This is a genomic window from Kumtagia sp., from assembly GCF_059502445.1.
In genome coordinates this window covers 1-23,354 of the sequence record NZ_JCACER010000025.1, presented here as the reverse complement: position 1 = coordinate 23,354, position 23,354 = coordinate 1, and the positions used below count along the sequence as shown (strand labels likewise).

Below are 23,354 nucleotides of genomic sequence, written 5' to 3'. Positions count from 1 at the left end.
ACAGAGGAAAATCGATTTGCGATTTTCTCATCAGAGTTGTTTAGAATTACTCACGAAACCCATTGTCGCCGGTATCGGCTAGAATCTCTTTGTCTAGTTCAAGCTTCTTAATTAGCCGCTCGATCTCCTTTTCGCCAACCGGTCCGGTTACGACTAGCCGGAAACTAGCCTCTTTAGAAAGGAGTCCAGTTGTCAACTCGCGTTCACCATCCATCAATACGCTCTTGACCGTGAGTTTATGCTTCTGGGCGCCATCTTTCGGCTTTATCTCCCGTTCAGGGTTGCCATTCTCGGGGGCGGCTTCCTCATCCGGAGGCTTATCAGAAATCGGAGGTTTTGCGAATCGCATAGTTTCGTCAAAGATGCGCAAAAATTTGTGCGCGGAATCGTCGGTGAAGCCATGCTCGAATTTAAGACTGCTGATGGCATGGGTGTCGTCTGGCCGCCCTTCCTTCCAGTGCACTGTTGCAAATTCGTGCAGCAATTTAGGCTTCAAGGCGGCTTCCGCCAGCAACGTTTCGCGGACGCCGGGACGCTTGTCCTCAAGGATCCGAACGCCAGCATCGGAGGCCCTTATTTTCCGAGACTCACCGGTTCCGCTATCTTCAATCAAACCATATGCTAGAAGCGCGCCCACAGTCTGAAACGTCCCGCTACTCTTCGCTCCCAGCCCCCAATCTCCGGCGGCATCGGCGATCCGTACGTCGAAACGTCGTGCCTTCGCGAAGAATTGTGCAAGCCGATCAACGGCCTTCTCTAGTCCAATGAACGGAAACGAGGGACCTCGGTCGCGCTTCTGCGTGGAGTCTGGTAAAACTTCGTCAGCCATCGCCGTCACTTCCTATCTGACAGCCTATCAGATAGCAGTCCTGATAGGAATTGACAAGCGCTGCGGCCAAGACTAGCGTCCGGGTGTGGAAAGGAGGCCGGAAATGCGAATCAGAAGGGTTCCCCTAGCTGTCGTCACGGCTCACGGACGCGGCACGGGGTAAATAGAGAGGCTCCGCAACCGGCCGGGTCGCAGAGCCTCAAAGTGAGCCACCAGGCAATACTAGGGGCGGCGGTGAGCCTATCACCGCCGCTTTCGTTTGTGAATCCCCTTCCCAAGGGGAATATTTCTTGTGCCGCGAATATCGATTAGCTGGATTGGCTTCGGTAATGCGTGCGTTCTCGCCAGAGGGCCATTTAGCGGAGCGCTCCATTCTTGAAGCCATCGATGTTATGACCGCGCGGCACCATTCTCTAACGTTGCGCCACCAAGTGCGGTAGAGGCGACAATGAGCAACCTCGCGGAAGACATATTGCAGGGTTTGAGGGAAGCTTTGGATCATGCCGAGGGGAAGTATTTCCCCGGCCTGCGCGTTCATCATGTGGATGCCGACCCGGTAGACGCCAAGGCGATCCGCAAGCGTCTCCATCTGACCCAGGAACAGATGGCCCGCTTCCTTGGCACGAGCGCGTCGGGCTACCGCAAATGGGAGCAGGGGCAGCGGCAGCCGAGCGGCGCGGCGCGTACGCTGCTGCGTATCATGGAAAAGGAGCCTGAGGCCGTGCTGAGGGCATTGGCGGCTGAATAGCTGCATTGTCCAGATCCTCCTGATCCCTTTTTGTTCCAGATTCCGCTTGGCGCGGCCAAAGCCTCGCGCTAGTTCTGGCGCGTGACCGAACAGAGCCGCGTCCAGCCGCAAGACGGCGCCGCCCTTCTGCCCGAGCCGTTCCTGACCTGGTTCGCGCGGCGCGGCTGGGCGCCGCGCGCCCATCAGGTAGAACTTTTGGCCAGGGCGCAGGCGGGAAAATCGGTGCTGCTGATCGCGCCGACCGGCGCGGGCAAGACGCTGGCCGGCTTCCTGCCGGCGCTGGTCGACCTGGCGACGCGGCCGAAGCGCCGGCCGGGCGAGGCGCATCGCGGCGTCCACACGCTCTACATATCGCCGCTGAAGGCGCTGGCCGTCGACATCGAGCGCAACCTCGGCAAGCCGGTCGCCGAAATCGGGCTGGCGATCTCCATGGAGACGCGCACCGGCGATACGCCCGCCCACAAGCGCCAGCGCCAGAAATTTGCGCCGCCCGACATCCTGCTGACTACGCCGGAGCAGCTGGCGCTGCTGATCGCTGCGCCCGATGCCAAACGCTTCTTTTCCGGGCTGCGCTACGTCGTGCTCGACGAGCTGCACTCGCTGGTGACATCGAAGCGCGGCCATCTGCTGTCGCTGGGGCTGGCTCGGCTCAGGCGCTATGTTCCCGGTCTGCAGGCGATCGGCCTGTCGGCGACGGTGGCCGAGCCGGACGAATTGCGGCGCTGGCTGGTGGCGCAGGGTTTATCCTCCCCCGTTGAGGGGGAGGTGCCGCCGAAGGCGGCGGTGGGGGTAACCTCAGAAGGCACCGCCATTAGGCCGAGCGCGGCCGCGGCGACCCCCTCCGCCCGCTACGCGGGCACCTCCCCCTCAAGGGGGGAGGAACCGATGGCCGATCTCATCACCGTCGCCGGCGGGGCGAAGCCGGAGATCTCGATTCTCGATTCCGAGGAACGGGTGCCCTGGGCCGGGCACTCCTCGCGCTATGCCATTCCCGAAATCTACGAGGCGATCCGCAAGCACAGGACGACGCTGCTCTTCGTCAACACGCGCAGCCAGGCCGAGATGCTGTTTTCGGAACTGTGGCGGGTCAACGAAGACACGCTGCCGATCGCGCTGCACCACGGTTCGCTCGACGTCAGCCAGCGCAGGCGCGTGGAGAAGGCGATGGAGAGCGGCAGTCTGCGCGCCATCGTCGCCACCTCGACGCTCGATCTCGGCATCGACTGGGGCGACGTCGACCTGGTCGTCCATGTCGGCGCGCCGAAGGGTGCGAGCCGGCTGGCGCAGCGCATCGGCCGCGCCAATCACCGGCTCGACGAGCCGAGCAAGGCGATTTTGATCCCAGCCAACCGCTTCGAGGTGCTGGAATGCCGCGCCGCCGTGGAGGCCAACTATCTCGGCGCGCAGGACACCCCGCCACTGGTCGACGGCTCGCTCGACGTGCTCGCCCAGCACATCCTCGGCATGGCCTGCGCCGAGGCCTTCGACGCCGACGAGCTTTATGCCGAGATCACCAGCGCCGCGCCCTATGCGCGGCTTTCCCGCGAGACCTTCGACCGCGCGGTCGACTTCGTCGCCACCGGCGGTTATGCGCTGAAATCCTACGAGCGCTACGCCAAGATCCGCCAGACCAGGGACGGCAGATGGCGTATCTCGCATCCGCGCTTCGCCCAGCAATACAGGCTGAATGTCGGCACCATCGTGGAGGCGCCCTATCTCACGCTGCGCTATGCCCGCTCCGGGCGCGGCGCGGCGTCGCGCGGCGGGCCGGTGCTCGGCAAGATCGAGGAAGGGTTTCTCGAATCGATCGCGCCCGGCGACACCTTTCTGTTTGCCGGCAAGGTGCTCAGGCTGGAGGGCATCCGCGAGACCGAGGCCTTCGTTTCCAACGCCGTCGGCAACGATCCGCGCATCCCGGTCTATGCCGGCGGGAAATTTCCGCTGTCGACCTATCTCGCCGGCGAGGTCCGCGCAATGCTGGCCGATCCCGGCCGCTGGAAGGCGTTGCCCGACCAGGTGTCCGACTGGCTGCGGTTCCAGGCGGAGAAATCGGTGCTGCCCAGGCGCGAAGACCTGCTGGTGGAGACGTTTCCGCGCGGCCAGCGTCACTACATGGTGACCTATCCCTTCGAGGGGCGGCTGGCCCACCAGACGCTCGGCATGCTTTTGACGCGCCGGCTCGACCGCGCCGGCGCCCGGCCGCTCGGCTTCGTCGCCACCGACTATTCGATAGCGGTGTGGGCGCTCGACGACATGGGGTCGCTGTTCAAGCGCGGCAAGCTGCCGTTGTCGACGCTGTTCGACGAGGACATGCTGGGCGACGACCTCGAGGCCTGGCTGGCCGAAAGCTGGCTGCTCAAGCGCACTTTCCGCAACTGCGCGCTGATCTCGGGGCTGATCGAGAAGCGCCATCCCGGCCAGGAGAAGAGCGGCCGCCAGGTGACGGTGTCGGCCGACCTGATCTATGATGTGCTCAGGACGCACGAGCCCGACCACCTGCTGCTGCAGGCGACGCGCGCCGACGCGGCGACCGGCCTGCTCGATGTCAGCAGGCTTGCCGAGATGCTCTCGCGCATCCGCGGCCGAATCGTGCATAAGCACCTCGAACACATCTCGCCGCTCGCCGTGCCGGTCATGCTGGAGATCGGCCGGGAAAGGGTGGCCGGCGAGGCCAACGAGACGCTGCTCGAGGAGGCGTCGCTGGTCGAAGAGGCAATGGGAAGCGGATGACGGCCGTCCCTCTCGAAAAGGATGCGGTGCGCGGCGGCATGATCTCCGTCGCCGGCGAGCTCGCGCTGTGCGACCGGCGCGGCGCGCTGTTCTTTCCCGACCACGGCCTGCTCGCGGTCTCGGATCTGCATCTGGAGAAGGGATCGTCGGCGGCACGGCGCGGCTCGCTGCTGCCGCCCTACGACACGGCGGCGACGCTGGCCTGCCTGAAGACGGTGATCGACGACTTTTCCCCGAAGATCGTCGTCAGCCTGGGCGACAGCTTTCATGACGGCGAGGGCTCGGCGCGTATGCCCGAACTTTTTCGCTCGCGGCTTGCCGCGCTGATGGCCGGCCGCGACTGGTTCTGGGTGAGCGGCAACCACGATCCCGATCCGCCGGCCGGCATCGGCGGCGACAGCGTGCGCGAGATTTCGGTCGGCTCGGTGCTGTTCCGCCACGAGCCGTCGCGCGAGGCCGGCGAGGGCGAGATCGCCGGGCACCTGCATCCCTGCGCGCGCATCGTCCAGCGCGGCCGCTCCGTGCGCCGCCGCTGCTTCGCCACCGACGGCAGCCGCGTCGTCATGCCGGCCTTCGGCAGCTACACCGGCTCGCTGAACGTGCTCGACCGCGCCTTCGCCGGGCTGTTCAGGCGCGACGGCTTCGTCGCCCACATGCTGGGCGCGGACCGCACCTACGCGATCGCCGGCAAGCGGCTGCTGCCGGGGTGATCAGCTGATATCGGGCATCTCGTCCGGCCATCGCCGAGCGCCATGCAGGATGCGCAGGATGCGGACCGTGTCCTCGACAATTCGATAGGCAATGACATAGGGCGTTCGCTGGACGACCAGTTCGCGTGTGCCGTCGACGCGGCCAGGCCGCCCGCTCTCCGGAAAGTCACGAAGGCGCTGGACCTGTGCGGGTAATCCTTTCGTCGATGATGGCGGCGGCTCTGCGACTGTCCTGCTCGATATGGGAGAAGATCTGGTCCCGGTCGTCCACGGCGAAGGGCGACCACTCCAGCTTCATGCCTCATTTCCGTGCACGGGCCGCGCCCAGCGCCGCGGCGCGGCGTTCGGCAAAGCGGGCTTCCACCTCGTCATGCGGGATGGCGGGCCGCCGATCGTCGAGAGCCTCCTGCACCTTCGCCCTGAACCAAGCGTCATGGGCGGCCGGATCGGTTACGAACCCCGGTGGCAAGGCGCCCTCATTGGCGACCCGCGTCAGCAGGATGCGGACGGCGTCTGACACGGTCAGTCCCATGTTGTTCAGGACGACGGTTGCGCGCTCCTTCAGGTCCGGGTCGATGCGCGTTTGCACCAGTGCGCTCGCAGTCATGGCCTTCCTTTCCAGCCCCCAGGATGGAAGATAACGTAATTCAGCTGAATTACAAGGATGCTGCTCCATCAATCCCGCCGGAACACGATGCGGCCGAGCCAGCCGGTGACGATCGCCAGGCCGACGGCGCAGAAGCCGTAGAACAGGCTGTGGTTGCGCGACAGGCGGAACAGCATCTGCTCGAAGCCTGATTTCACGATCGCCAACTGCGCCGAGGTCTCCTTGATGAACAGGCCGTTGCGGAACAGGAAGGCGCGTGCCTTGTGCGTGCCGACGGGCACGTCGGGAGCGAGCCGCAGTGAGGCGCGGAACAGGTTCGACGACAGGAACTGCACGCCGCCGATGCGCTCGTTGAACAGGCCCACGGCCTCCTTGCGCTCGCGCAGCGCCGTCCGGAATTCCTGCAGCGTCGCCGGGTTGTCGACGATCTCGGCCGGCTGGATGTGGATGAAGTCGGTGCCCAGCGCCAGCTGCCGGTAGCTGTTCTGGTCGGTGATGTCCTGCGGCATGCGCGTGGTGGCGATCGAATAGGATTCAGGCACGTTGACGAAGGATTCCGACTGCGTGTTCATCCAGATGCCGAGCACGCGGCTCTTGCGGCGCACGGTTACCAGCCGGCCCGGCCCTTCGAGCACGACGATGACATCGTAGCGGCCCTGCCGGTTGATCAGCGGGTCGGGGTTTTCGAGCGAGCCGAAGATCGTCAGGTCGGCGCCGGCGAAGTCGGCGGTGATGCGGATGACGTCGGTAGACAGGCCGATCTGGATGCCCTCGGGCAAGGGAGGCGGCTGCAGCGGCACCGGTCCCTGCGCCGCCGCCGGGCTGGCCCAGGCCGCGGCGGCCAGGGCTAGCGTGGCGAGCAGGCGGCGTCTCATCGCTCAGATTCCCGGCGCCAGCGAGTAGATGCTGGGCGGCGGCAGGAACAGGTCGAAGGCGAGCCTTATCGCCACCGCCAGCACCAGCATCGCCAGCAGCGCCCGCAACTGCTCGCCGCGCAACCGCTGGCCGGCCTTGGCGCCGTATTGCGCGCCGGCGACGCCGCCGACCATCAGGATGAAGGCGAGCACGATGTCGACCGTCTGGTTGGTCTCGGCGTGCACGATCGTCGTGTAGGCGGCCACGAAGATAATCTGGAACAGCGACGTGCCGACGACGATGTTGGTGGGCACCTTGAGCAGATAGATCAGCGCCGGCACCATGATGAAGCCGCCGCCGACGCCCATCACCGAGGACAGCAGGCCGATGCCGGCACCGAGCCCGAGCACCGGGATCACGCTGACGAACAGCTTCGATGTGCGGAAGCGCATCTTCAGCGGCAGGCGGTGGATCCAGTTGTGCTGGCCGGGCCGCTTCAGCGAGGGCTGGACCCCGCCCTTGCTGCGGCGGATGGCGTTGACGCTCTCCACCAGCATCAGTCCGCCGACCGTGCCCAGGAAGGCGACGTAGGTGAGCGAGATGATGAGGTCGAGCTGGCCGAGGCTCCTCAGCAGCGCGAAGATGTAGATGCCGATCGTCGAGCCGAAGATACCGCCGGCCAGCAGCACCGTCCCGAGCTTGACGTCGAGCGTGCCGCGCTTGAAATGCGCCAGCGCGCCGGAGAAGGACGAGGCGATGACCTGGTTGGCGCCGGTTGCGACGGCGATCGCCGGCGGGATGTTGTAGAAGATCAGCAGCGGCGTGATGAGGAAGCCGCCGCCCACCCCGAACATGCCCGACAGGAAGCCGACCGCCGCGCCCATGGCGAGCAGGACGAGGACGTTGACCGACATTTCCGCGATCGGGAGATAAATGCCCACCCGTCAAACTCGACTGCAAATGCGGTGCCGCGAAGCGTGCCGAAACACCCTCGTGACGTAGAAAGCTCATGCGCCGACATTACGGCGAAGTCAAACTTCGCCGCGAGACGGAAACAAAAATTATCTCAATGAGTTAAATTCGCGCGAGCGAGCCCGTTCGGGCCTCGCGGAATCGCTCTCTACTTCTTCTCGAGCAGCGCGCGCACCAGCTTCTCGTCGACCTCGCCGGTGGCCGCCATGCCGTTGTCCTTCTGGAAGGCCATGATGGCGTTCTTCGTTCTTTCGCCCATCACGCCGTCGGCGCCGCCGGCGTCGTAGCCGTTCTTGTTGAGGATGCGCTGGATGTTGCCGATCGCCTTCTTCATGTCGATGCCGGCAGTCGTGGTCGGGGCTTCCTGCCAGGATTCCGGGATCTCGACCGAATTGGTCTCCGGATCGAGCGGCTTGGCCTTCCAGGCCTCCACGTCGGCACGCGCCTTGGTCAACTGCTCCGGCCGCAGCGAATTGGCGATCTCGTCGCGCTTGGCGCCGGCGTCGCGGTCGCCCGCCTTGGCGGCGAGCGCGAACCATTTGTAGGACTCCTCCAGGCTCTGCGGCACGCCCACGCCCTTGGCGGCGAGGATGCCGAGGTTGAACTGGCTGTCCTTGACGCCGAGGTCGGCGGCGCTCCTGAACCAGCGCGCGGCCGACTCGTTGTCGGTGGTGCCGTCGGCGCCCATCGCATAGAGCACCGCCAGATTGTGCATGGCGCTGGCATTGCCCTGCTCGGCGGCGAGCTGGTACCAGGTCTTCGCCTTTTCGACGTCGCGCTCGACGCCCATCGCCTTCTCGTAAAGGTTGCCGATCCGGTATTGCGCCGGCGCGAAGCCGAGTTCCGCCGACTTCTCGTACCAGCTTGCCGCCTGCTGCATGTCGGCCTTGATGCCGCGGCCGTCCGCATAGCGCGAGCCGAGCTCGAACAGCGCCTTGGCGTCGCCGGCCTCGGCCGCCTCGCGCAGCGCCTGCGGCCCGGCGTCGTCCGGGACGTCGAGGGATATGATGGTGGTCGCCGCCGGGGCGGCCGCCTCGTCCGTCGACGGCGTCGGGACAGCCGCGACGGTCGCCGGCGCCGCCGTGTCGGCGGGGAGCGTTGCAGCGGGTGTCTCGGCGACCGGAGTCGCCTGCCGCGGCGCTTCGTCAGTTACGTTCACCGCGTCGCCGGGCGCGGCTTCGGCGACCGGCCGATCGGCTCCGGTCGTTTCCGGCTGGGCGGCAGCGACGTCGTCCATGTCATCCGCGGCATCGGCCGGCGGATCAAACGGCACGTCGAGGGCGGCCGTCTCCGGCAGCTTCTCGGCCACGAGCGGGATGGCGGCGTGGTCGCCGCTTCGGCCGAAATAGGCCTTGCCGAGCTGCAGGCCGGCCAGCACCACCATGATCGCGGTGGCCGCCATCAGGATGGGCTTGCGGTGTTTGCGGAAGACATTGGCGATCTTCCGGCCGCGCGCCGCCTTCGGCACGCCCTCGCCGCGTTTGGCGATTTCGGCCTCCGCCGCGGCCGCCTGGGCGGCGCGCCGGGCCGCAGCGATGAAATCCGCCTTGGCCGCATTGTTGTCGCCGACACGGCCGTTCTGTCCGCGTTCCTCGCGCACGCGCCGCATGATGGCGTTGAGATCCGGCGTGCCCGAGCCCGGCTCCAGCGGCCGGTTGGCGATCTTGGGATCCAGCGGCTCGTCGAGGGCGGCCTCGACCGCCAGTTCGACCGGGCTCTTCGCGTCCGCCGAAGACTCGGTCCTTGGCTCTGCCGCGGCATCCTTGCGGCCGAGCGCCCGGGTCAGGCCGCTGAGCAGCGATTTCGACCGTGGCGCGGCGGGACGCTCGTCGGCGCGATCCGAACCGACAGCCGCGATCGCGGCTTCGGCAGCGGCCTCGGCGGGAGAACGGGTGGTCGTCATGGCGGCTTTCGGCTGGAGGGGCTCCTCCGACCGGGCGGGAAGGCCGTCGTCATGACCGGCATGCAGCGGCGGCGGGTTGTCCAGCTCCATCACCCGCCCGTTCGCCGGGCGTGGTGCGGCCGCTGCCGGCTCCCCCGTCTCCAGCGTGCCGAGCCGGTCGACGATCTTGATTAGCGTGTCGTGGATCGCTTCGAAGGTCTTGGTGTTGCGTTCGTCCGAGCGCCGGGTCAGCATCTCCAGCGCCTTGAGGTCCTGCGTCAGCCCGTCCACGGCGGCAAGATGCGGCTGCGATCCGTCGAAGCTGCGCATGGCGGCCTCGGCCGCCTGCCGGGCGACCTGCAGGATGGACTCGCGGTTGCCGGCAATGTGGCGTTCCAGCTCGGTGATGCGCGGGCCGATGTCCTCCAGTTCGGGAAGGGACGCCGAAGGACGGCTGAGATGGCCGGACAGCGCCGCGACCTGGTTTTCCAGGCTGCGGATGAGGTCGGGGTCGATGCCGGCGAATTTCGATGCATTGGCGTCGATGCGCGCGGAGATGTTCTCCAGCCGCTTTTCCAGGCCGCGGATCATCTCGCCGCCCGCCCCGGTCGAGGAACCGGCGAGCTGCTGCGTCAGCTCGGCGAAGCGGGCATCGATGACGTCCATGACCCGGGACGTGTCGAGCGTCTCGGCGGTGCGCAGGTCGATCCGCTCGGCGACGTCGTCGAGCCGCCGCTCGAGATCGCGGAACATCAGATTGCCGTGCTCGATGGCGTCGCCCTGGCGGCGCTCGATCATGGCGGAAAGCACGTCGAAGCGCTGGTCGATGCTGGCCAGCATGGCCTGGCGCTCGGCGTCTGCCGGCGTCCTGTCCAGTTTCTCGGCGATCGTCAGAACCTGCCGGGACAGATGCTCCATCGCCCGTTCGGGGAATGCGCCCTGCGCCGCGAGCTCGTCGACACGCTGCGAAAGCGTGTTCAGGCGGTCGACGACCTCCGCCGACGGACGGTCCTCGACGAGTTCGTCGATCTGCCGGGCCAGTGCGGAGATCCTGGCTTCGATGCGCTGAAACGGCTCCGGGTCGATGACAGGAGACTGGACGGCCGCGGTCGAGGCGACGATCGCCCGCGAGATCTCGTCGAGGCGCTCCTCGATCAGGCGGAACATCTCCGGCGCCTGATGCTCGTTATGGTTGACGAAATGGTCGAGCGCGCCGGCCAGCGTGCGCAGCTTGTCCTCCAGCGAGCGCAGGGATAGCGATTCCGGCAGGCCGTTCACCGCCTCGCCGATCGACTGCAGCCGTTCGGAAAGCGCCGCGATTTCCGGGTCGGGCGCGCTGTGCCGCTCGTCCACGCGGTTCTCGAAGGCGGTCCAGCGGCGATCGAACTCGTCCCAGCGGCGGTGCGACGAGCGCACGGTCTCCTCGCGCGCCAGCGTGTCGAGCGCGGCGCGGACCTGCTCGATATCGGTGCGCAGTGCGCCGACGGCCCGATCGTCGGTGCGTTCCGACAAGTCCGAGATGGCATGCGAGATCCTGTCGATCTCGGAGGCGAGGCCGGCTCCCAGCGCGGCGGCGTCGCCACTGGAGGCGAGCATCCGTCCGAGCTCGCCGCGCAGCGCCTCGAATTCCGTCTGCATGTTGGAGGCCACCTGCTGGCGCAGATCCTCGCGCAGGCTCTTCAGCTCGCCGGCGATGCGTCCGGCCGAGGCGATGCCCTCTTCCTGGTCGCGGATGCGGTCGAAATCGCGCGGCAGCGACCGGTAGGACGGCTCGAGGTCCGGCCGGCGCACTTGCCTGTCCTGCGTCCGGGGGACGTCGAAAGCGGCTGGGCGCTGCGGCCGGGCGCTGTCGCCGCGGTCGCGGCTGTAATCGTGCAGCACCTCGCGGGAGCGGTCGAGCCTGTTCTCAAGATTCTGCAGCGATTGCGTGATCTGCTCGAGCGTGGTGCTCGCCCTGCGCTGCCGGCCTGTGTTGAGGGTATCGAGATACGTTCGCTTGCTGTTCATCGAAACGCCTGTCCGCCTGTGCTGGCTCAGCCAGCGCTCCCTCTCTCCTCGGGGCCGGAAGCGTCGCATACCGCGAGAAGGAGACCTCCGCGCGCCGCTCCGAAAGGTCGTGAAGAATTCGCTACAGGATAATCACGAGAGCCCGTCACGCGCACATTTCGCCCATCGTGGTAAACAAGCCGTTAACCAACCTTAACTTCTTTGCCGTGCGCCCGAGTGCCGCGCGGGCGGGGGTTTTCGAGCGCAGAACGTGTTAAATACAACTTTTGGGCGATTGCGACGTAAGGTGAGGGCCTCTATATGGCCGCCTCAATTACGTAGACGTAAGAAGGAGCCATGCGGCGCCCGTCTTGCATTCGTGTCAACCATGCGAAGCCGCGACCCCCGAGCGGCTTCGGGACGAGCATCCGGCTTCGGCCGCGATCTCCAGCCGGGGACGAATGACAAAAATGATGAAACCAATGAGGGTCGGCGACTATGCCGGCGCAAATTCCGCCGTTTCCGATGCCGAAGGCGACGACGAAGGCCTTCTCAAGATCGGCGACATGGCAAAGCTGTTCGGCGTGACGCTGCGCACGCTGCGCTTCTACGAGGACAAGGGCCTGCTCAGCCCGAAGCGCGAGGGCAGCCAGCGCCTCTACACGCGGCGCGACCGGGCCCGGCTGAAGCTCATCCTGCTCGGCCGCAAGGTCGGCTTCTCGCTGCGCGACGTGAAGCAGGTGATGGATCTCTACGATCCGACCGGCTCCAACGCCAAGCAACTGCGCATGACGCTCGACAAGTCGGAGAAGCAGCTGGGCCGGTTGCAGAAGCAGCGCGCCGCGATCGACGACGCGATGGACGAGCTCGGCAAGCTGATGGCGGCGGTGCGCCGTATGCTGGCGGAGCGCTCGGTGGCGACCTCCAACGCGGCCTGAGGCCGCGGCACGTCGCCGCGCTCCTGGCTTTTCGCACGAAGGGCGGGGGACCGATCGGTCCGCCGCTCTTTTTTTGTTGATGGCGGCGCGCCGCGATCGGGGTCGAAAGGCACCTGGTTAACTCCAGTCGGAGCCTGGAACCCTCACGCAGCAGATTGACGTTTACGCAAACGTCAATTATGAGTCGGCAAGTCGTTCGTCGTCGGCTGCTTCGGATGCGGCCGGCCCATGCCGCGATCAGGAGGAAGCATGCCGACCTACAGGGCGCCGGTCCAGGACACGCTGTTCGTGCTGAAGGAGGTGCTCGGCTACGAGCGCTACAGCAACCTGCCGGGCTTCGCCGATGCCAGCCCGGACGTGCTCGAGGCGATCCTCGACGAGGCGGCCAAGCTCGCCGAGAACGTGATGCAGCCGCTGAACCGCGTCGGCGACATGCAGGGCTGCGTGCGCAACGACGACGGCTCGGTGACGACGCCGAAAGGTTTCAAGGAGGCCTTCGACCAGTATCGCGAGGGCGGCTGGCTGGGGCTCGCCGTGCCGGCGGAGTTCGGCGGGCAGGGGCTACCCTACTGCCTCCACACCGCCGTCGGCGAATACATGGTCTCGGCCAACATGGCGCTGATGATGTATCCCGGCCTGACCCAGGGCGCCATCGCCGCCATCCTGACCCACGGCTCGGATGCGCAGAAAGAGACGTACCTTCCCAGGATGGTCGAGGGCGCCTGGACCGGCACTATGAACCTGACCGAGCCGCATTGCGGCACCGATCTCGGCCTGCTGCGCACCAGGGCCGTGCCGCAGGCGGACGGCTCCTACAGGATCTCCGGGCAGAAGATATTCATCTCGGCCGGCGAGCACGACCTGGCCGACAACATCGTCCACCTGGTTCTCGCCCGCATCGAGGGCGCACCGCAGGGCACCAAGGGCATCTCGCTGTTCATCGTGCCGAAGTTCATCCCGGACGCCGACGGCAATCCGGGCGAGCGCAACGGCGTCTCCTGCGGCTCCATCGAGGAGAAGATGGGCATCCACGGCAATTCGACCTGCGTCATGAACTATGACGAGGCGACCGGCTGGCTGATCGGCGGCGAGAATGCCGGGCTGAGGGCGATGTTCACCATGATGAACGAGGCGCGGCTCGGCGTCGGCCTGCAGGGCCTGGGCGTCGGCATTGCCGCCTACCAGAATGCCGTCGCCTATGCCCAGGAGCGGCTGCAGGGCCGTTCCCTCTCCGGCCCGAAGGCGCCGGACAAGCCGGCTGACCCGATCATCGTCCATCCCGACATCCGCCGCGGCCTGATGACCATGAAGGCCTTCAACGAGGCCGGCCGTGCGCTGACGCTGTGGACGGCGATCCGCTCCGACGTCGCCAACCGCTCCGGCGACGATCACGACCGCGAGGCGGCCGACGACGCGCTCGGCCTGATGACGCCGATCGTCAAGGGCGTGCTCACCGACAAGGGGTTCGAGAATGCGGTGATGGCCCAGCAGGTGTTCGGCGGCCACGGCTATATCGAGGAGCACGGCATGAGCCAGTTCGTGCGCGACGCCCGCATTGCCATGATCTATGAGGGCGCCAACGGCATCCAGGCGCTCGACCTCGTCGGCCGCAAGCTCGCCCTCAACGGGGGCCGCGCCGTGCAGGCCTTCTTCAAGGAGGTCGGCGCCTTCTGCGAGGAGAACCGCGCGGACGAGAAGATGGCGCCGTTCACCAAAGCGCTGAAGAAGGGCCTCAACGACCTGCAGGCGGCGACCATGTGGCTGATGCAGAACGCCATGGCCAAGCCCGACAATGCGGGTGCCGCCTCGACCGACTACCTGCACCTCTTCGGCCTGGTGTCGCTGGGCTACATGTGGGGCCTGATGGTGAAGGCGGCGCAGGCGAAGCTGGCGGAAGGCGCCGGCGACACGGCCTCCTTCTACGAGCACAAGATCGTCACCGGCCGCTATTTCATGGAGCGCGTGATGCCCGAGACGGCGGCCCACCTCGCCCGCATCTCGACCGGCGCCGACACGATGATGGCGCTGCCGGCGGAGGCGTTCTAAGGTTTGGATATGAGAAAGGTCGCGCTCCTTCGCACCCCCCTCTGTCCTACCGGACATCTCCCCCGCAAGGGGGGAGATTGGCCGGCCGCTCCGATTTCGCCAGTCTCCAACGTCGCGAAAAGAGTCGCGAGGCCGCAACTGCCAATCTCCCCCCTTGCGGGGGAGATGTCCGGCAGGACAGAGGGGGGTGTGGCGGCCTTCACCATTTCCAGGTCGCGCCCATGACCGATCCCGCCACCATCCTCGGGCTGCCGAAACCCGCCTGGGCGGGCGAGGACGTCGCCATGCTCTACGACATGGCGCGGCGCTTCATGGCCGACGAGATCGCGCCGCACTACGAGGCCTATGAGAAGAACGAGGTCGTCGACCGCTCGGCCTGGGAGAAGGCCGGCGCGGCAGGGCTGCTCTGCGCGTCGATGCCGGAGGAATATGGCGGTTCGGGCGGCACCTACGCGCATGAAAGCGCCATCATCGAAGCCATCGGCCACACCGGCGTCGACGGTTTCGGCATCGTGCTGCACAACGCCATCGTTGCGCCCTACATCCTCCACTACGGCTCGGAGGAGCAGAAAAGGAAGTGGCTGCCGAAGCTGGCGACCGGCGAGTTGATCGGCGCTATCGCCATGACCGAGCCCGGCGCCGGCTCCGACCTGCAGGGCGTCAAGACGCGCGCCGACAAGGACGGCAACCAGTATCGCATCAACGGCTCGAAGACCTTCATCACCAACGGGCAGCACGCCAACCTGGTCATCGTGGTGACCAAGACCGATCCGGCCAAGGGCGCCAAGGGCACCTCGCTGATCGTCGTCGAGACCGACGGCGCCGAAGGTTTCGAGCGCGGCCGCAACCTCGACAAGATCGGCATGAAGGCCAACGACACGTCGGAGCTGTTCTTCACCGATGTGCGGGTGCCGACCGCCAACCTGCTCGGCCACGAGGAAGGGCAGGGTTTCGTCCAGCTCATGCAGCAGCTGCCGCAGGAGCGCCTGCTGATCGCCGGCCAGGCCATCGCCATGATCGAGCGGGCGCTCGCCGTCACCATAGACTATGTCAAGGAGCGGAAGGCCTTCGGCCAGCCGATCATCGAGTTCCAGAACACGCAGTTCAAGCTGGCGGAGCTGAAGACCGAGGCGACGGTCGGCCGCGTCTTCTACAACGACTGCGTCGCCCGGCACATCGCCGGCGGGCTCGACCCGGCGACGGCCTCGATGGCGAAATACTGGCTCTCCGACCTGCAGTGCAAGGTCGTGGATGAATGCCTGCAGCTCTTCGGCGGCTACGGCTACATGAACGAATACCCGATCGCCCGCATGTACCGCGACGCCCGCGTGCAGCGCATCTATGGCGGCACCAACGAGATCATGAAGCTGCTGATCGCAAGAGGCCTGTAGGGAGCGGAACGGTGCAACGGATCGACCACAATCCCGTGGAAGGCATCTACCCGGCGGACGACTACATCCACGCCGTGGAGGTCCGCGATCCCAGGCGCTTCCTGTTCGTGGCCGGCACGATGGGGCTCAATCCGGACTGGTCGGCGGGCAGGACGGTCGACGAGCAGCTCGACCTGATTTGGTCCAACATCCGCACCATTCTCGCCAGCGCCGACATGTCGGTCGACAACGTCGTGCGGGCGACGAGTTACCTGCGCGACCGCGCCTATGCCGAGAAGAACGCTGCCGCCCGGCTGAAGGCGCTGGGCGGGCGCAGGATTCCAACAACCGTCATCGTCGCCGAGACCCTCGCCGACGACTGGCTCATCGAGATCGAAGTCATCGCTGCGGCCTGACGCGAGAGGCCTCTGAAGGGGATTGCCGTGGGTGCCTGGGGCTCCAAGATATTCGAGAACGACGACGCTGCCGACTTCGTCGCGGCGTTCGAGCAGGAGGGCGTAGTCGCGATTTCGCGGGCCCTCGATGCCGCATGCCGGCCCGGTTCCTACATCGAAGCCCCCGAAGGTTCGGTCGCGCTGGCTGCCGCGGCGATGGTCGCGGCCGCCAATGGTGTCTCCGGTCTTCTGTCCGAGCCCGCGCAGTCTGCATTGAATGGGGTGACCAACTGGCAGGCGTTGACTGGACTGAAGGGAAAGGCGCGCCGCGCCGTAGATTGTGTCGACGGCCCCAGTTCCGAATTGATCGAATTGTGGGATGACGCTGTGGCTGATGACGCAGCGGGGTTCAGAGCTGAGTTGAAACGTTTGCGGGATGCGCTGCGCTGACGGTGGCTTCAGCCCGCAAATTGAAGGAAGGAAAAGATCATGCCCGAAGCCTATGTCTACGACGCCGTGCGCACGCCGCGCGGACGCGGCAAGAAGGACGGATCGCTGCACGAGGTGCCGGCCGTGCGGCTCGGCGCAAAAGTGCTGGAGGCGGTGCGCGACCGCAACGGTCTCGACACGTCGCAGGTCGACGACATCATCTTCGGCTGCGTCGACCCGGTCGGCGAGGCCGGCTCGGTGATCCCGCGCTCGGCCGCCTTCGAGGCCGGCTACGACACCAAGGCGCCTGGCATGCAGATCTCGCGCTTCTGCGCGTCGGGCCTCGACGCCATCAATTTCGGGGCGGCCAAGATCGCGCAGGGCGCCGACGAGATCGTGATCGCCGGCGGCGTCGAATCGATGAGCCGCGTCGGCATGGGCATGTCCGGCGGCGCCTGGTTCATGGACCCATCCGTCGGCCTGCCCGGCTGGTTCATGCCGCAGGGCGTCTCGGCCGACCTCATCGCCACCAGATACGGTTTTTCTCGCGACGACGTCGACGCCTATGCGGTGGAGAGTCAGAAGCGCGCGGCGAAGGCTTGGGAGAAGGGCTATTTCAGGAAATCGGTCATCCCGGTGAAGGACCAGAACGGCCTCACCATCCTCGACCATGACGAGCACATGCGGCCCACGACCGACATGCAGGCGCTGGCCTCGCTCAATCCCTCCTTCGTCATGCCTGGCGAGATGGGCGGCTTCGACGCGGTCGCCGTGCAGCGCTATCCCGAGCTGGAGGAAGTCAACCACGTCCACCACGCCGGCAATTCCTCCGGCATAGTCGATGGCGCGGCCGCCGTGCTGCTCGGCTCCAAGAAAGCAGGCAAGGCGATGGGCCTGAAGCCGAGGGCGCGCATCAAGGCTTTTGCCAACATCGGCTCCGAGCCGGCGATGATGCTGACCGGCCCGGTCGACGTCACCGAGAAGCTGTTGAAGCGCGCCAGGATAAAGCTCGAGGACATCGACCTGTTCGAGCTCAACGAGGCCTTCGCCTCGGTCGTGCTGCGCTACATGCAGGCCTTCGAGATCGACCCCGACAGGATCAACGTGAATGGCGGCGCCATAGCCATGGGCCATCCGCTCGGCGCCACCGGCGCGATGATCTTCGGCACGGTGCTGGACGAGCTGGAGCGGCGCGATTTGAACACGGCGCTGGTGACGCTCTGCATCGGCGCCGGCATGGGCACCGCCACCATCATCGAGCGGGTATAACGCGGTATCCCTCCCCCTTGAGGGGTGGGGGGCCGCGACGCGGCCGGGTGGGGTCGGGGCGGCAGTGCTCCGGCGCCCAGCCAGGCCGAGACATTGAGATGACCCCACCCGACCCGCTTCGCGGGTCACCCTCCCCTGAAGGGGGAGGGAAGACGCCGCGCCAAGGAGACGCTCTCCAATGACCTACACCAACTTCACCGTCGAGACCGACGCCGACGGCATCGCCCTCGTCACCTGGAACATGCCGGACCGTTCGATGAACGTCTTCACCGAGGAGGTGATGAACGAGCTCGACAGGATCATCGACCAGGTCGCCGGCGACGCGGCGATCAAGGGCGCGGTAATCACCTCGGGCAAGGACAGCTTTTCCGGCGGTGCCGATCTGAACATGCTGAAGCGTATGCTCGGCGTCTTCCACGCCGAGAAGGCGAAGGACCCGGAAAAGGCGACCAAACTGCTGTTCGAGGGCGCGGGCCGCATGGGCTGGCTGTGGCGCAAGCTGGAGACGTCGGGCAAGCCGTGGGTGTCGGCGATCAACGGCACCTGCATGGGCGGCGCCTTCGAGCTGTCGCTGGCCTGCCACGGCCGCGTCGCCGCCGATGGCGACAAGGTCAAGATGGCGTTGCCGGAGGTCAAGGTCGGCATCTTCCCCGGCGCCGGCGGCACCCAGCGCGTGCCGCGGCTCGCCAACACCCAGGAAGCTCTGCAGATGCTGACGACCGGCCAGTCGCTGACGCCCAAGCGCGCCAGGCAGATGGGCCTGATCCACGAGGTCGCCGAGCCGAAGAAGCTGGTCGAGACCGCCAAGGCGATGATCAAGGGCGGGCTGAAGCCGGTCCAGCCCTGGGACGAGAAGGGCTTCAAGATTCCCGGCGGGCCTGTCTATTCGGCGGCCGGCGCAAACCTGTGGCCGCCGGCGATCGCCATTTCGCGTCGCGAGACCTTTGGCAACTATCCCGCCGTCACCGCCATCCTGAAATGCGTCTACGAGGGGCTGCTGGTGCCCTTCGAGACCGGGCTGCGGATCGAGCAGCGCTATTTCACCGAGATCATGCAGTCGACCGAAGCGGCGATGATGATCCGTTCGCTGTTCGTGTCGCTGCAGGAGCTGAACAAGGGCGCGCGCCGCCCGCAAGGCGTCAATCCGACGAAATTCAGGAAGATCGGCGTGCTCGGCGCCGGCTTCATGGGCGCCGGCATCGCCTATGTCACCGCCAAGGCGGGCATTCCGGTGGTGCTGCTCGACCGTGACATGCCGTCGGCCGAGAAGGGCAAGGCGCATTCGGACAAGCTGATCTCCGAGGCGGTGGCCAAGGGCCGCGCCAAGGCGGAGGACAAGGACAAGCTGCTAGCCCTGATCACGCCGACCGACGACTATGCGAAGCTCGAAGGCTGCGACCTCGTCGTCGAGGCGGTGTTCGAGGATTCGGAGGTGAAGAAGGGCGCTATCGAGAAGGCGGAGGCCGTGCTGAAGTCGTCCGCGACCTTCGCCTCCAACACCTCGACGATTCCCATCACGTCGCTGGCCAAGAACTCGGCGCGCCCTAAGAATTTCATCGGCATCCACTTCTTCTCGCCGGTCGACCGCATGATGCTGGTCGAGATCATCCTCGGCAAGAAGACCGCCGACAAGGCGCTGGCCGTGGCGATGGACTATGTGCGCGCCATCGGCAAGACGCCGATCGTCGTCAACGACACGCGCGGCTTCTACGTCAACCGCTGCGTGCTGCGCTACATGGCCGAGGCCTTCCGCATGCTGATCGAGGGCGTTCCGGCGCCGATGATCGAGAACGCGGCAAGGATGGCCGGCATGCCGGTCGGGCCGCTGGCGCTGACCGACGAGACGGCGATCGACCTCGCCCAGAAGATCATGCGCCAGACCAAGCGCGATCTCGGCGACAAGGCCGTCGATCCGGCGCAGATGGCGCTGATCGACACCATGGTTGACACGCATGGCCGCTTCGGCCGCAAGAACGGCAAGGGTTTTTACGACTATCCGGCCAAGCCGGCGAAGAAGAAGCTGTGGCCCGGCCTGAAGGACCTTTATCCGCAGAAGGCGCCGGAGAAGGTCGACGTCGAGGAACTGAAGCAGCGCCTGCTCGTCACCATCGCGCTGGAGGCGGCGCGCGTCATGGAGGAGGGCATCGTGTCGGACCCGCGCGAGGCCGATGTCGGCTCGATCCTCGCCTTCGGCTTCGCGCCCTATACCGGCGGAACGCTGTCCTACATCGACGGCATTGGGGCGGAAGCCTTCGTCGCGCTGTCCAAGAAGCTGCGCAAGAAATACGGCGACCAGTTCAAGGCGCCCAAGCTGCTTGTCGACATGGCGGAAAAGGGCGAGACCTTCTACCAACGCTTCGATCCCTACGCGAAGGGCGAGGAAAAGCAGGCGGCGTGACCGGCGCATGTATGTCTGGGCGCGCTTTGCGCGGGTGACGGCCACGGCGAAAAGCCGTGGCCCCTACAGCGTCGGGTCGGAGAGCCGGCTGGCGTTCCGCTGCCTGCCGACCGACATCGACTTCAACCTGCATCTCAACAATGCCCGCTACATGATGCTGGCCGACCTCGGCCGCATCGACATCTTCCTGCGCAGCGGCGTGTGGGCGCTGGCGCGCGAGCGCGGCTGGGCGCCGATGCTGGGCGGCCTGCAGACGGCGTTCGTGCGCGAGATAAGGTTGTGGCAGCGCTTCGAGGTCGTCTCATCGCTGGAGACCTGGGAAGGAACGGCGGTGATCGGCCGGCACAGCTTCGTCCTGGAGGACGGCACCACAGCGGCGGTCATCGCCACGACGGCCGGCGTATATGACCGCCCGGGCCGCCGCTTCATTCCGATGGACGAGTTGATGCGGCTGCTCGGCCAGGAGGCGGCGCCGCGCCTGCCGACCGAGGCGGAGCGCGCTTTCATCGCCTCACATGCCGGCCTGCGCGAGCTGGCGAAGGCGGGCGGGTGATCACCGCCCGGCGGCACCACGAGGCGGAGGTCCAAGTGATCAGGTTTCTCCACGCCGCTCGCGATCTGACGGATGAGAATCTATATCGCGGCTGAGGGTCGGTTCTGACGAGGCCTCGGTGAAAGCGCCGATCATTGAGAGCGCGATAGACAAGTAGCCCGGCAAACGCTACAACGGACAGGTATTTTTTCCTTGCCAGGCGGAGCTGCGCGATGCTCTCGCACGAACGCGTCTGGGCGGCCATCGACGCCCTTGCCGAACGCCATTCGCTGTCCGTTTCCGGGCTCGCCAAGCGCGCCGGGCTCGATTCCACCGCCTTCAACAAGTCGAAGCGCCGGTCTTCCGACGGCCGCCCGCGCTGGCCATCGACCGAATCGCTGGCCAAGATCATCGAGGCGACGAGCTCGTCGCTCGAGGAGTTCATCGTGCTGGTCAGGGGGCAGGACGGCCGGATCGACGGGGCGCTGCCGGTGCAGCGCTCGACCGTTCCGCTGATCGGCTTTGCCCAGGCGGGAGCGGGCGGCTTCTTCGACGATGCCGGCTTCCCGGCCGGCCACGGCTGGGACCTGGTCGAGCTGCCGGTGCAGGCCGCCGGCAACGCCTATGCGCTGCAGGTGCAGGGCGATTCCATGCTGCCCGTCTACCGCGACCGCGACGTGCTGATCGTCGAGCCGGGCGCCACGGTCCACAAGGGCGACCGCGTCGTCGTCAAGACCACTGCCGGCGAGGTCATGGCGAAGGTGCTGGCGCGTCGCAACGCCCGCGAGATCGAGCTGTTGTCGATCAATCCCGAGCATCCGGTCCGGCAGATCGCCATGCGCGACGTGGAGTGGGTGGCGCGCATCGTGTGGGCGAGCCAGTAGGGTGAGGCGGTCCGTCGTTCTGCTGGTCGCCGTCGCGCTGCTTGCCGGCGGCGCGGCGCTCATCCTCGTCGGGGGTGCCGCGATCCGCTCCAGGCCGCCGGTTCCGGCCGACGTCGCGGCTGTGTCCGATCCTGCCGATGCGGACGGGAGCGCGTCGAAGCGCCTGTCCAGCGAGCGGCCTGCCTTCAAGGGCAGGGAGCGGCAGTCGGCGGCGGATGCGGGCGGCGAGGAAACGGACCAGGCGGCCGCCGCGGATACCGGGCTTCCCGACGATGCCGCCGGCCCGGTCGGGACGAAAACCGGCGCTGCCGGCGGCCCGCCCGCGGCGGCGCAGCCGCCCGAGCGGCGCCAGCACATGATCCTGTTCCAGCCGGTCGCCACGGCGGCGGGCACGATCGAGGTCAAGGGTTATCGGATCGCGTTCGAAGGCATCGAGCCGATCGGGCCGGACGAGACCTGCGATGCGCAGGGACGGTCCTGGCCCTGCGGGGCGCGAGCGCGGGCCGCCTTCCGCGCCTGGCTGCGCGGCCGTTCGGTGACCTGCGAGGTGCCGCCGCAGCCCGGCTCGGAAACCATCGTCGCGCCCTGCCGCATGGGCACCGAGGACATCGCCGAATGGCTGGTCGAGAACGGCTGGGCGCGGCCCGCGGCCGATGGCCCCTATGTCGCGCTGGGCGAAACGGCGGCGCAGGCCGGCAAGGGTGTGTTCGGCGCCGCGCCGGCGATGACCGCGCCGGCCGAGGCACCGGCCGGCAGCCAACTGCCGGCGCCTCCTGCGCCGGGAGCGATCATGGCGGCTCCGGGTGCCGAGCCGCCGCCCGAGATCATCGTGCCGCCGACGACCGGGCCGGTCGACGTGTTCCCTACGCCGCCAGCGCCCCCGCCAGCGCCTGCCCAATGAGGGCACGCGTCTCGGCGACGCCGTAAAGCGCAGCGAAGGAGCCGAAGCGCGGCCCGCGCTCCTGGCCGATCAGCACCTGGTAGATCATCTGGAAGAAGGCGACGGACACGCCGGGCCCACCTTCCGGGCTCTGCTTGGTATGATCCTGGTAGCGCTCGATCTTTCGCGCTACGTTGAGCGCGGCGTTCTGGATCGCCTCGCCGTCAGCGCCGGCCGGCAGTTCGCCCAGCGCTTCCGACAGCCTCTCCAGCGCCCCGCGCTCGACTTCGTCCGGCGCGCGGTATGACTTCTGCGGCTTCACGAAATCGTCGAAGTAGCGGATGGCATAGCCGGCCAGCCGGTCGAGCTCGGGATGGGTCTCGGGCGTCACGCCCGGCGCGTGGCGGGAGATAAAACCCCACAGCACGGAGCGGTCATGCGCGTTCGACGCGCTGACCAGGTTGAGCAGCAGCGCAAAGCTCACCGGCAGCTCGATGTCAGGCGGATTGCCGTCATGGATGTGCCAGACCGGATTGCCGAGCCGCTCCTTCCACTGCTGGCGCGGATAGGCCGACAGGAACGAATAATATTCGTCGACCGCCTTCGGGATGACGTCGAAATAGAGTTTCTTCGCTTGCCGCGGCCGCTGGAACATGTAGAGCGCCAGGCTCTCTGTCGGCGCATAGGTCAGCCATTCGTCGATGCTGAGCCCGTTGCCCTTCGACTTGGAGATCTTCTGGCCGACGTCGTCCAGGAACAGCTCGTAGACGAAATGCTCCGGCGCGCGTCCGCCGAGGATTTCGCAGATGCGGTCGTAGATCGGCTGGTTGGTCTGGTGATCCTTGCCGAACATCTCGAAATCGACGCCCAGCGCCGCCCAGCGCATGCCGAAAT

Annotated in this window: 18 protein-coding genes and 2 pseudogenes; 13 read left to right on the top strand and 7 right to left on the bottom strand. The window is 66.6% G+C overall.

Annotated elements, in window-relative coordinates; translation table 11 throughout:
* Positions 1-46 precede the first annotated feature (46 nt).
* Positions 47-829: a hypothetical protein gene (locus AC5JDC_RS10755; RefSeq protein ID WP_495841348.1), complete on the bottom strand. Its 783-nt coding sequence runs from the start codon at positions 827-829 to the stop codon at positions 47-49.
* A gap of 448 nt (positions 830-1,277) precedes the next feature.
* Here AC5JDC_RS10755 and AC5JDC_RS10750 point away from each other — a divergent pair, with 448 nt between their 5' ends.
* From AC5JDC_RS10750 to pdeM, 3 genes are all read left to right on the top strand, one after another.
* Entirely contained in the window at positions 1,278-1,577 is a 300-nt protein-coding gene (locus tag AC5JDC_RS10750; protein WP_495841347.1) for a helix-turn-helix domain-containing protein, read from the top strand.
* A gap of 81 nt (positions 1,578-1,658) precedes the next feature.
* Positions 1,659-4,307: a ligase-associated DNA damage response DEXH box helicase gene (locus AC5JDC_RS10745; protein ID WP_495841346.1), complete on the top strand. Its 2,649-nt coding sequence runs from the start codon at positions 1,659-1,661 to the stop codon at positions 4,305-4,307.
* A 38-nt stretch (positions 4,308-4,345) separates the two neighbouring features.
* Entirely contained in the window at positions 4,346-5,017 is a 672-nt protein-coding gene (gene pdeM / locus AC5JDC_RS10740; protein WP_245428591.1) for a ligase-associated DNA damage response endonuclease PdeM, read from the top strand.
* Here the strand turns inward: pdeM and AC5JDC_RS10735 are convergent.
* From AC5JDC_RS10735 to AC5JDC_RS10715, 5 genes and pseudogenes are all read right to left on the bottom strand, one after another.
* A pseudogene (locus AC5JDC_RS10735) lies at positions 5,018-5,315 on the bottom strand (type II toxin-antitoxin system RelE/ParE family toxin).
* A 3-nt stretch (positions 5,316-5,318) separates the two neighbouring features.
* Positions 5,319-5,624: a type II toxin-antitoxin system RelB family antitoxin gene (gene relB / locus AC5JDC_RS10730; protein WP_106774765.1), complete on the bottom strand. Its 306-nt coding sequence runs from the start codon at positions 5,622-5,624 to the stop codon at positions 5,319-5,321.
* Between the two features lie 68 nt (positions 5,625-5,692).
* On the bottom strand, positions 5,693-6,499 hold the full coding sequence (locus AC5JDC_RS10725) for a TIGR02186 family protein (protein WP_495841345.1): 807 nt from the start codon (positions 6,497-6,499) through the stop codon (positions 5,693-5,695).
* 3 nt (positions 6,500-6,502) lie between these two features.
* A complete protein-coding gene (locus AC5JDC_RS10720) occupies positions 6,503-7,420 on the bottom strand; it encodes a sulfite exporter TauE/SafE family protein (RefSeq protein ID WP_106774763.1) in 918 nt (305 codons plus the stop codon).
* Positions 7,421-7,599: 179 nt separating this feature from the next.
* Complete coding sequence (locus AC5JDC_RS10715) at positions 7,600-11,340, bottom strand: peptidoglycan-binding protein (RefSeq protein ID WP_495841344.1); 3,741 nt, start codon at positions 11,338-11,340, stop codon at positions 7,600-7,602.
* Between the two features lie 449 nt (positions 11,341-11,789).
* Here AC5JDC_RS10715 and AC5JDC_RS10710 point away from each other — a divergent pair, with 449 nt between their 5' ends.
* From AC5JDC_RS10710 to AC5JDC_RS10665, 10 genes are all read left to right on the top strand, one after another.
* Entirely contained in the window at positions 11,790-12,257 is a 468-nt protein-coding gene (locus AC5JDC_RS10710; RefSeq protein WP_495841343.1) for a MerR family transcriptional regulator, read from the top strand.
* Positions 12,258-12,506: 249 nt separating this feature from the next.
* Positions 12,507-14,303: an acyl-CoA dehydrogenase C-terminal domain-containing protein gene (locus AC5JDC_RS10705; RefSeq protein WP_495841342.1), complete on the top strand. Its 1,797-nt coding sequence runs from the start codon at positions 12,507-12,509 to the stop codon at positions 14,301-14,303.
* 221 nt (positions 14,304-14,524) lie between these two features.
* Positions 14,525-15,694 (top strand): acyl-CoA dehydrogenase family protein, encoded by a 1,170-nt coding sequence (locus AC5JDC_RS10700; RefSeq protein WP_495841341.1) that lies wholly within the window; start codon positions 14,525-14,527, stop codon positions 15,692-15,694.
* 11 nt (positions 15,695-15,705) lie between these two features.
* Entirely contained in the window at positions 15,706-16,089 is a 384-nt protein-coding gene (locus AC5JDC_RS10695) for a RidA family protein (RefSeq protein ID WP_495841340.1), read from the top strand.
* Positions 16,090-16,116: 27 nt separating this feature from the next.
* Entirely contained in the window at positions 16,117-16,518 is a 402-nt protein-coding gene (locus tag AC5JDC_RS10690; RefSeq protein WP_495841339.1) for a DUF4259 domain-containing protein, read from the top strand.
* Positions 16,519-16,557: 39 nt separating this feature from the next.
* Positions 16,558-17,766 (top strand): acetyl-CoA C-acetyltransferase, encoded by a 1,209-nt coding sequence (locus tag AC5JDC_RS10685; protein ID WP_106774759.1) that lies wholly within the window; start codon positions 16,558-16,560, stop codon positions 17,764-17,766.
* Positions 17,767-17,944: 178 nt separating this feature from the next.
* A complete protein-coding gene (locus tag AC5JDC_RS10680) occupies positions 17,945-20,164 on the top strand; it encodes a 3-hydroxyacyl-CoA dehydrogenase NAD-binding domain-containing protein (RefSeq protein ID WP_495841338.1) in 2,220 nt (739 codons plus the stop codon).
* Positions 20,165-20,171: 7 nt separating this feature from the next.
* Positions 20,172-20,717 carry a thioesterase family protein gene (locus AC5JDC_RS10675; protein ID WP_495841337.1) on the top strand — a complete coding sequence of 182 codons (546 nt, stop codon included), beginning with the start codon at positions 20,172-20,174 and terminating at the stop codon, positions 20,715-20,717.
* A 212-nt stretch (positions 20,718-20,929) separates the two neighbouring features.
* A complete protein-coding gene (locus tag AC5JDC_RS10670; RefSeq protein WP_495841336.1) occupies positions 20,930-21,580 on the top strand; it encodes a S24 family peptidase in 651 nt (216 codons plus the stop codon).
* A 1-nt stretch (position 21,581) separates the two neighbouring features.
* Entirely contained in the window at positions 21,582-22,481 is a 900-nt protein-coding gene (locus tag AC5JDC_RS10665) for a thermonuclease family protein (RefSeq protein WP_495841335.1), read from the top strand.
* Here the strand turns inward: AC5JDC_RS10665 and lysK are convergent.
* Positions 22,444-23,354, bottom strand: a pseudogene (gene lysK / locus AC5JDC_RS10660) (lysine--tRNA ligase); the annotation flags it as partial. The gene AC5JDC_RS10665 and the pseudogene lysK overlap by 38 nt on opposite strands.

Excerpts from the sequence above, each read along its gene's own strand:
- AC5JDC_RS10725 (WP_495841345.1), bottom strand. The coding sequence starts at position 6,499 with ATGAGACGCCGCCTGCTCGCCACGCTAGCCCTGGCCGCCGCGGCCTGG.
- AC5JDC_RS10680 (WP_495841338.1), top strand. The coding sequence starts at position 17,945 with ATGACCTACACCAACTTCACCGTCGAGACCGACGCCGACGGCATCGCC.
- AC5JDC_RS10750 (WP_495841347.1), top strand. The coding sequence starts at position 1,278 with ATGAGCAACCTCGCGGAAGACATATTGCAGGGTTTGAGGGAAGCTTTG.
- AC5JDC_RS10755 (WP_495841348.1), bottom strand. The coding sequence starts at position 829 with ATGGCTGACGAAGTTTTACCAGACTCCACGCAGAAGCGCGACCGAGGT.
- relB (WP_106774765.1), bottom strand. The coding sequence starts at position 5,624 with ATGACTGCGAGCGCACTGGTGCAAACGCGCATCGACCCGGACCTGAAG.
- AC5JDC_RS10670 (WP_495841336.1), top strand. The coding sequence starts at position 20,930 with ATGCTCTCGCACGAACGCGTCTGGGCGGCCATCGACGCCCTTGCCGAA.
- AC5JDC_RS10675 (WP_495841337.1), top strand. The coding sequence starts at position 20,172 with ATGTATGTCTGGGCGCGCTTTGCGCGGGTGACGGCCACGGCGAAAAGC.
- AC5JDC_RS10685 (WP_106774759.1), top strand. The coding sequence starts at position 16,558 with ATGCCCGAAGCCTATGTCTACGACGCCGTGCGCACGCCGCGCGGACGC.
- pdeM (WP_245428591.1), top strand. The coding sequence starts at position 4,346 with ATGATCTCCGTCGCCGGCGAGCTCGCGCTGTGCGACCGGCGCGGCGCG.
- AC5JDC_RS10700 (WP_495841341.1), top strand. The coding sequence starts at position 14,525 with ATGACCGATCCCGCCACCATCCTCGGGCTGCCGAAACCCGCCTGGGCG.
- AC5JDC_RS10705 (WP_495841342.1), top strand. The coding sequence starts at position 12,507 with ATGCCGACCTACAGGGCGCCGGTCCAGGACACGCTGTTCGTGCTGAAG.
- AC5JDC_RS10710 (WP_495841343.1), top strand. The coding sequence starts at position 11,790 with ATGATGAAACCAATGAGGGTCGGCGACTATGCCGGCGCAAATTCCGCC.
- AC5JDC_RS10715 (WP_495841344.1), bottom strand. The coding sequence starts at position 11,340 with ATGAACAGCAAGCGAACGTATCTCGATACCCTCAACACAGGCCGGCAG.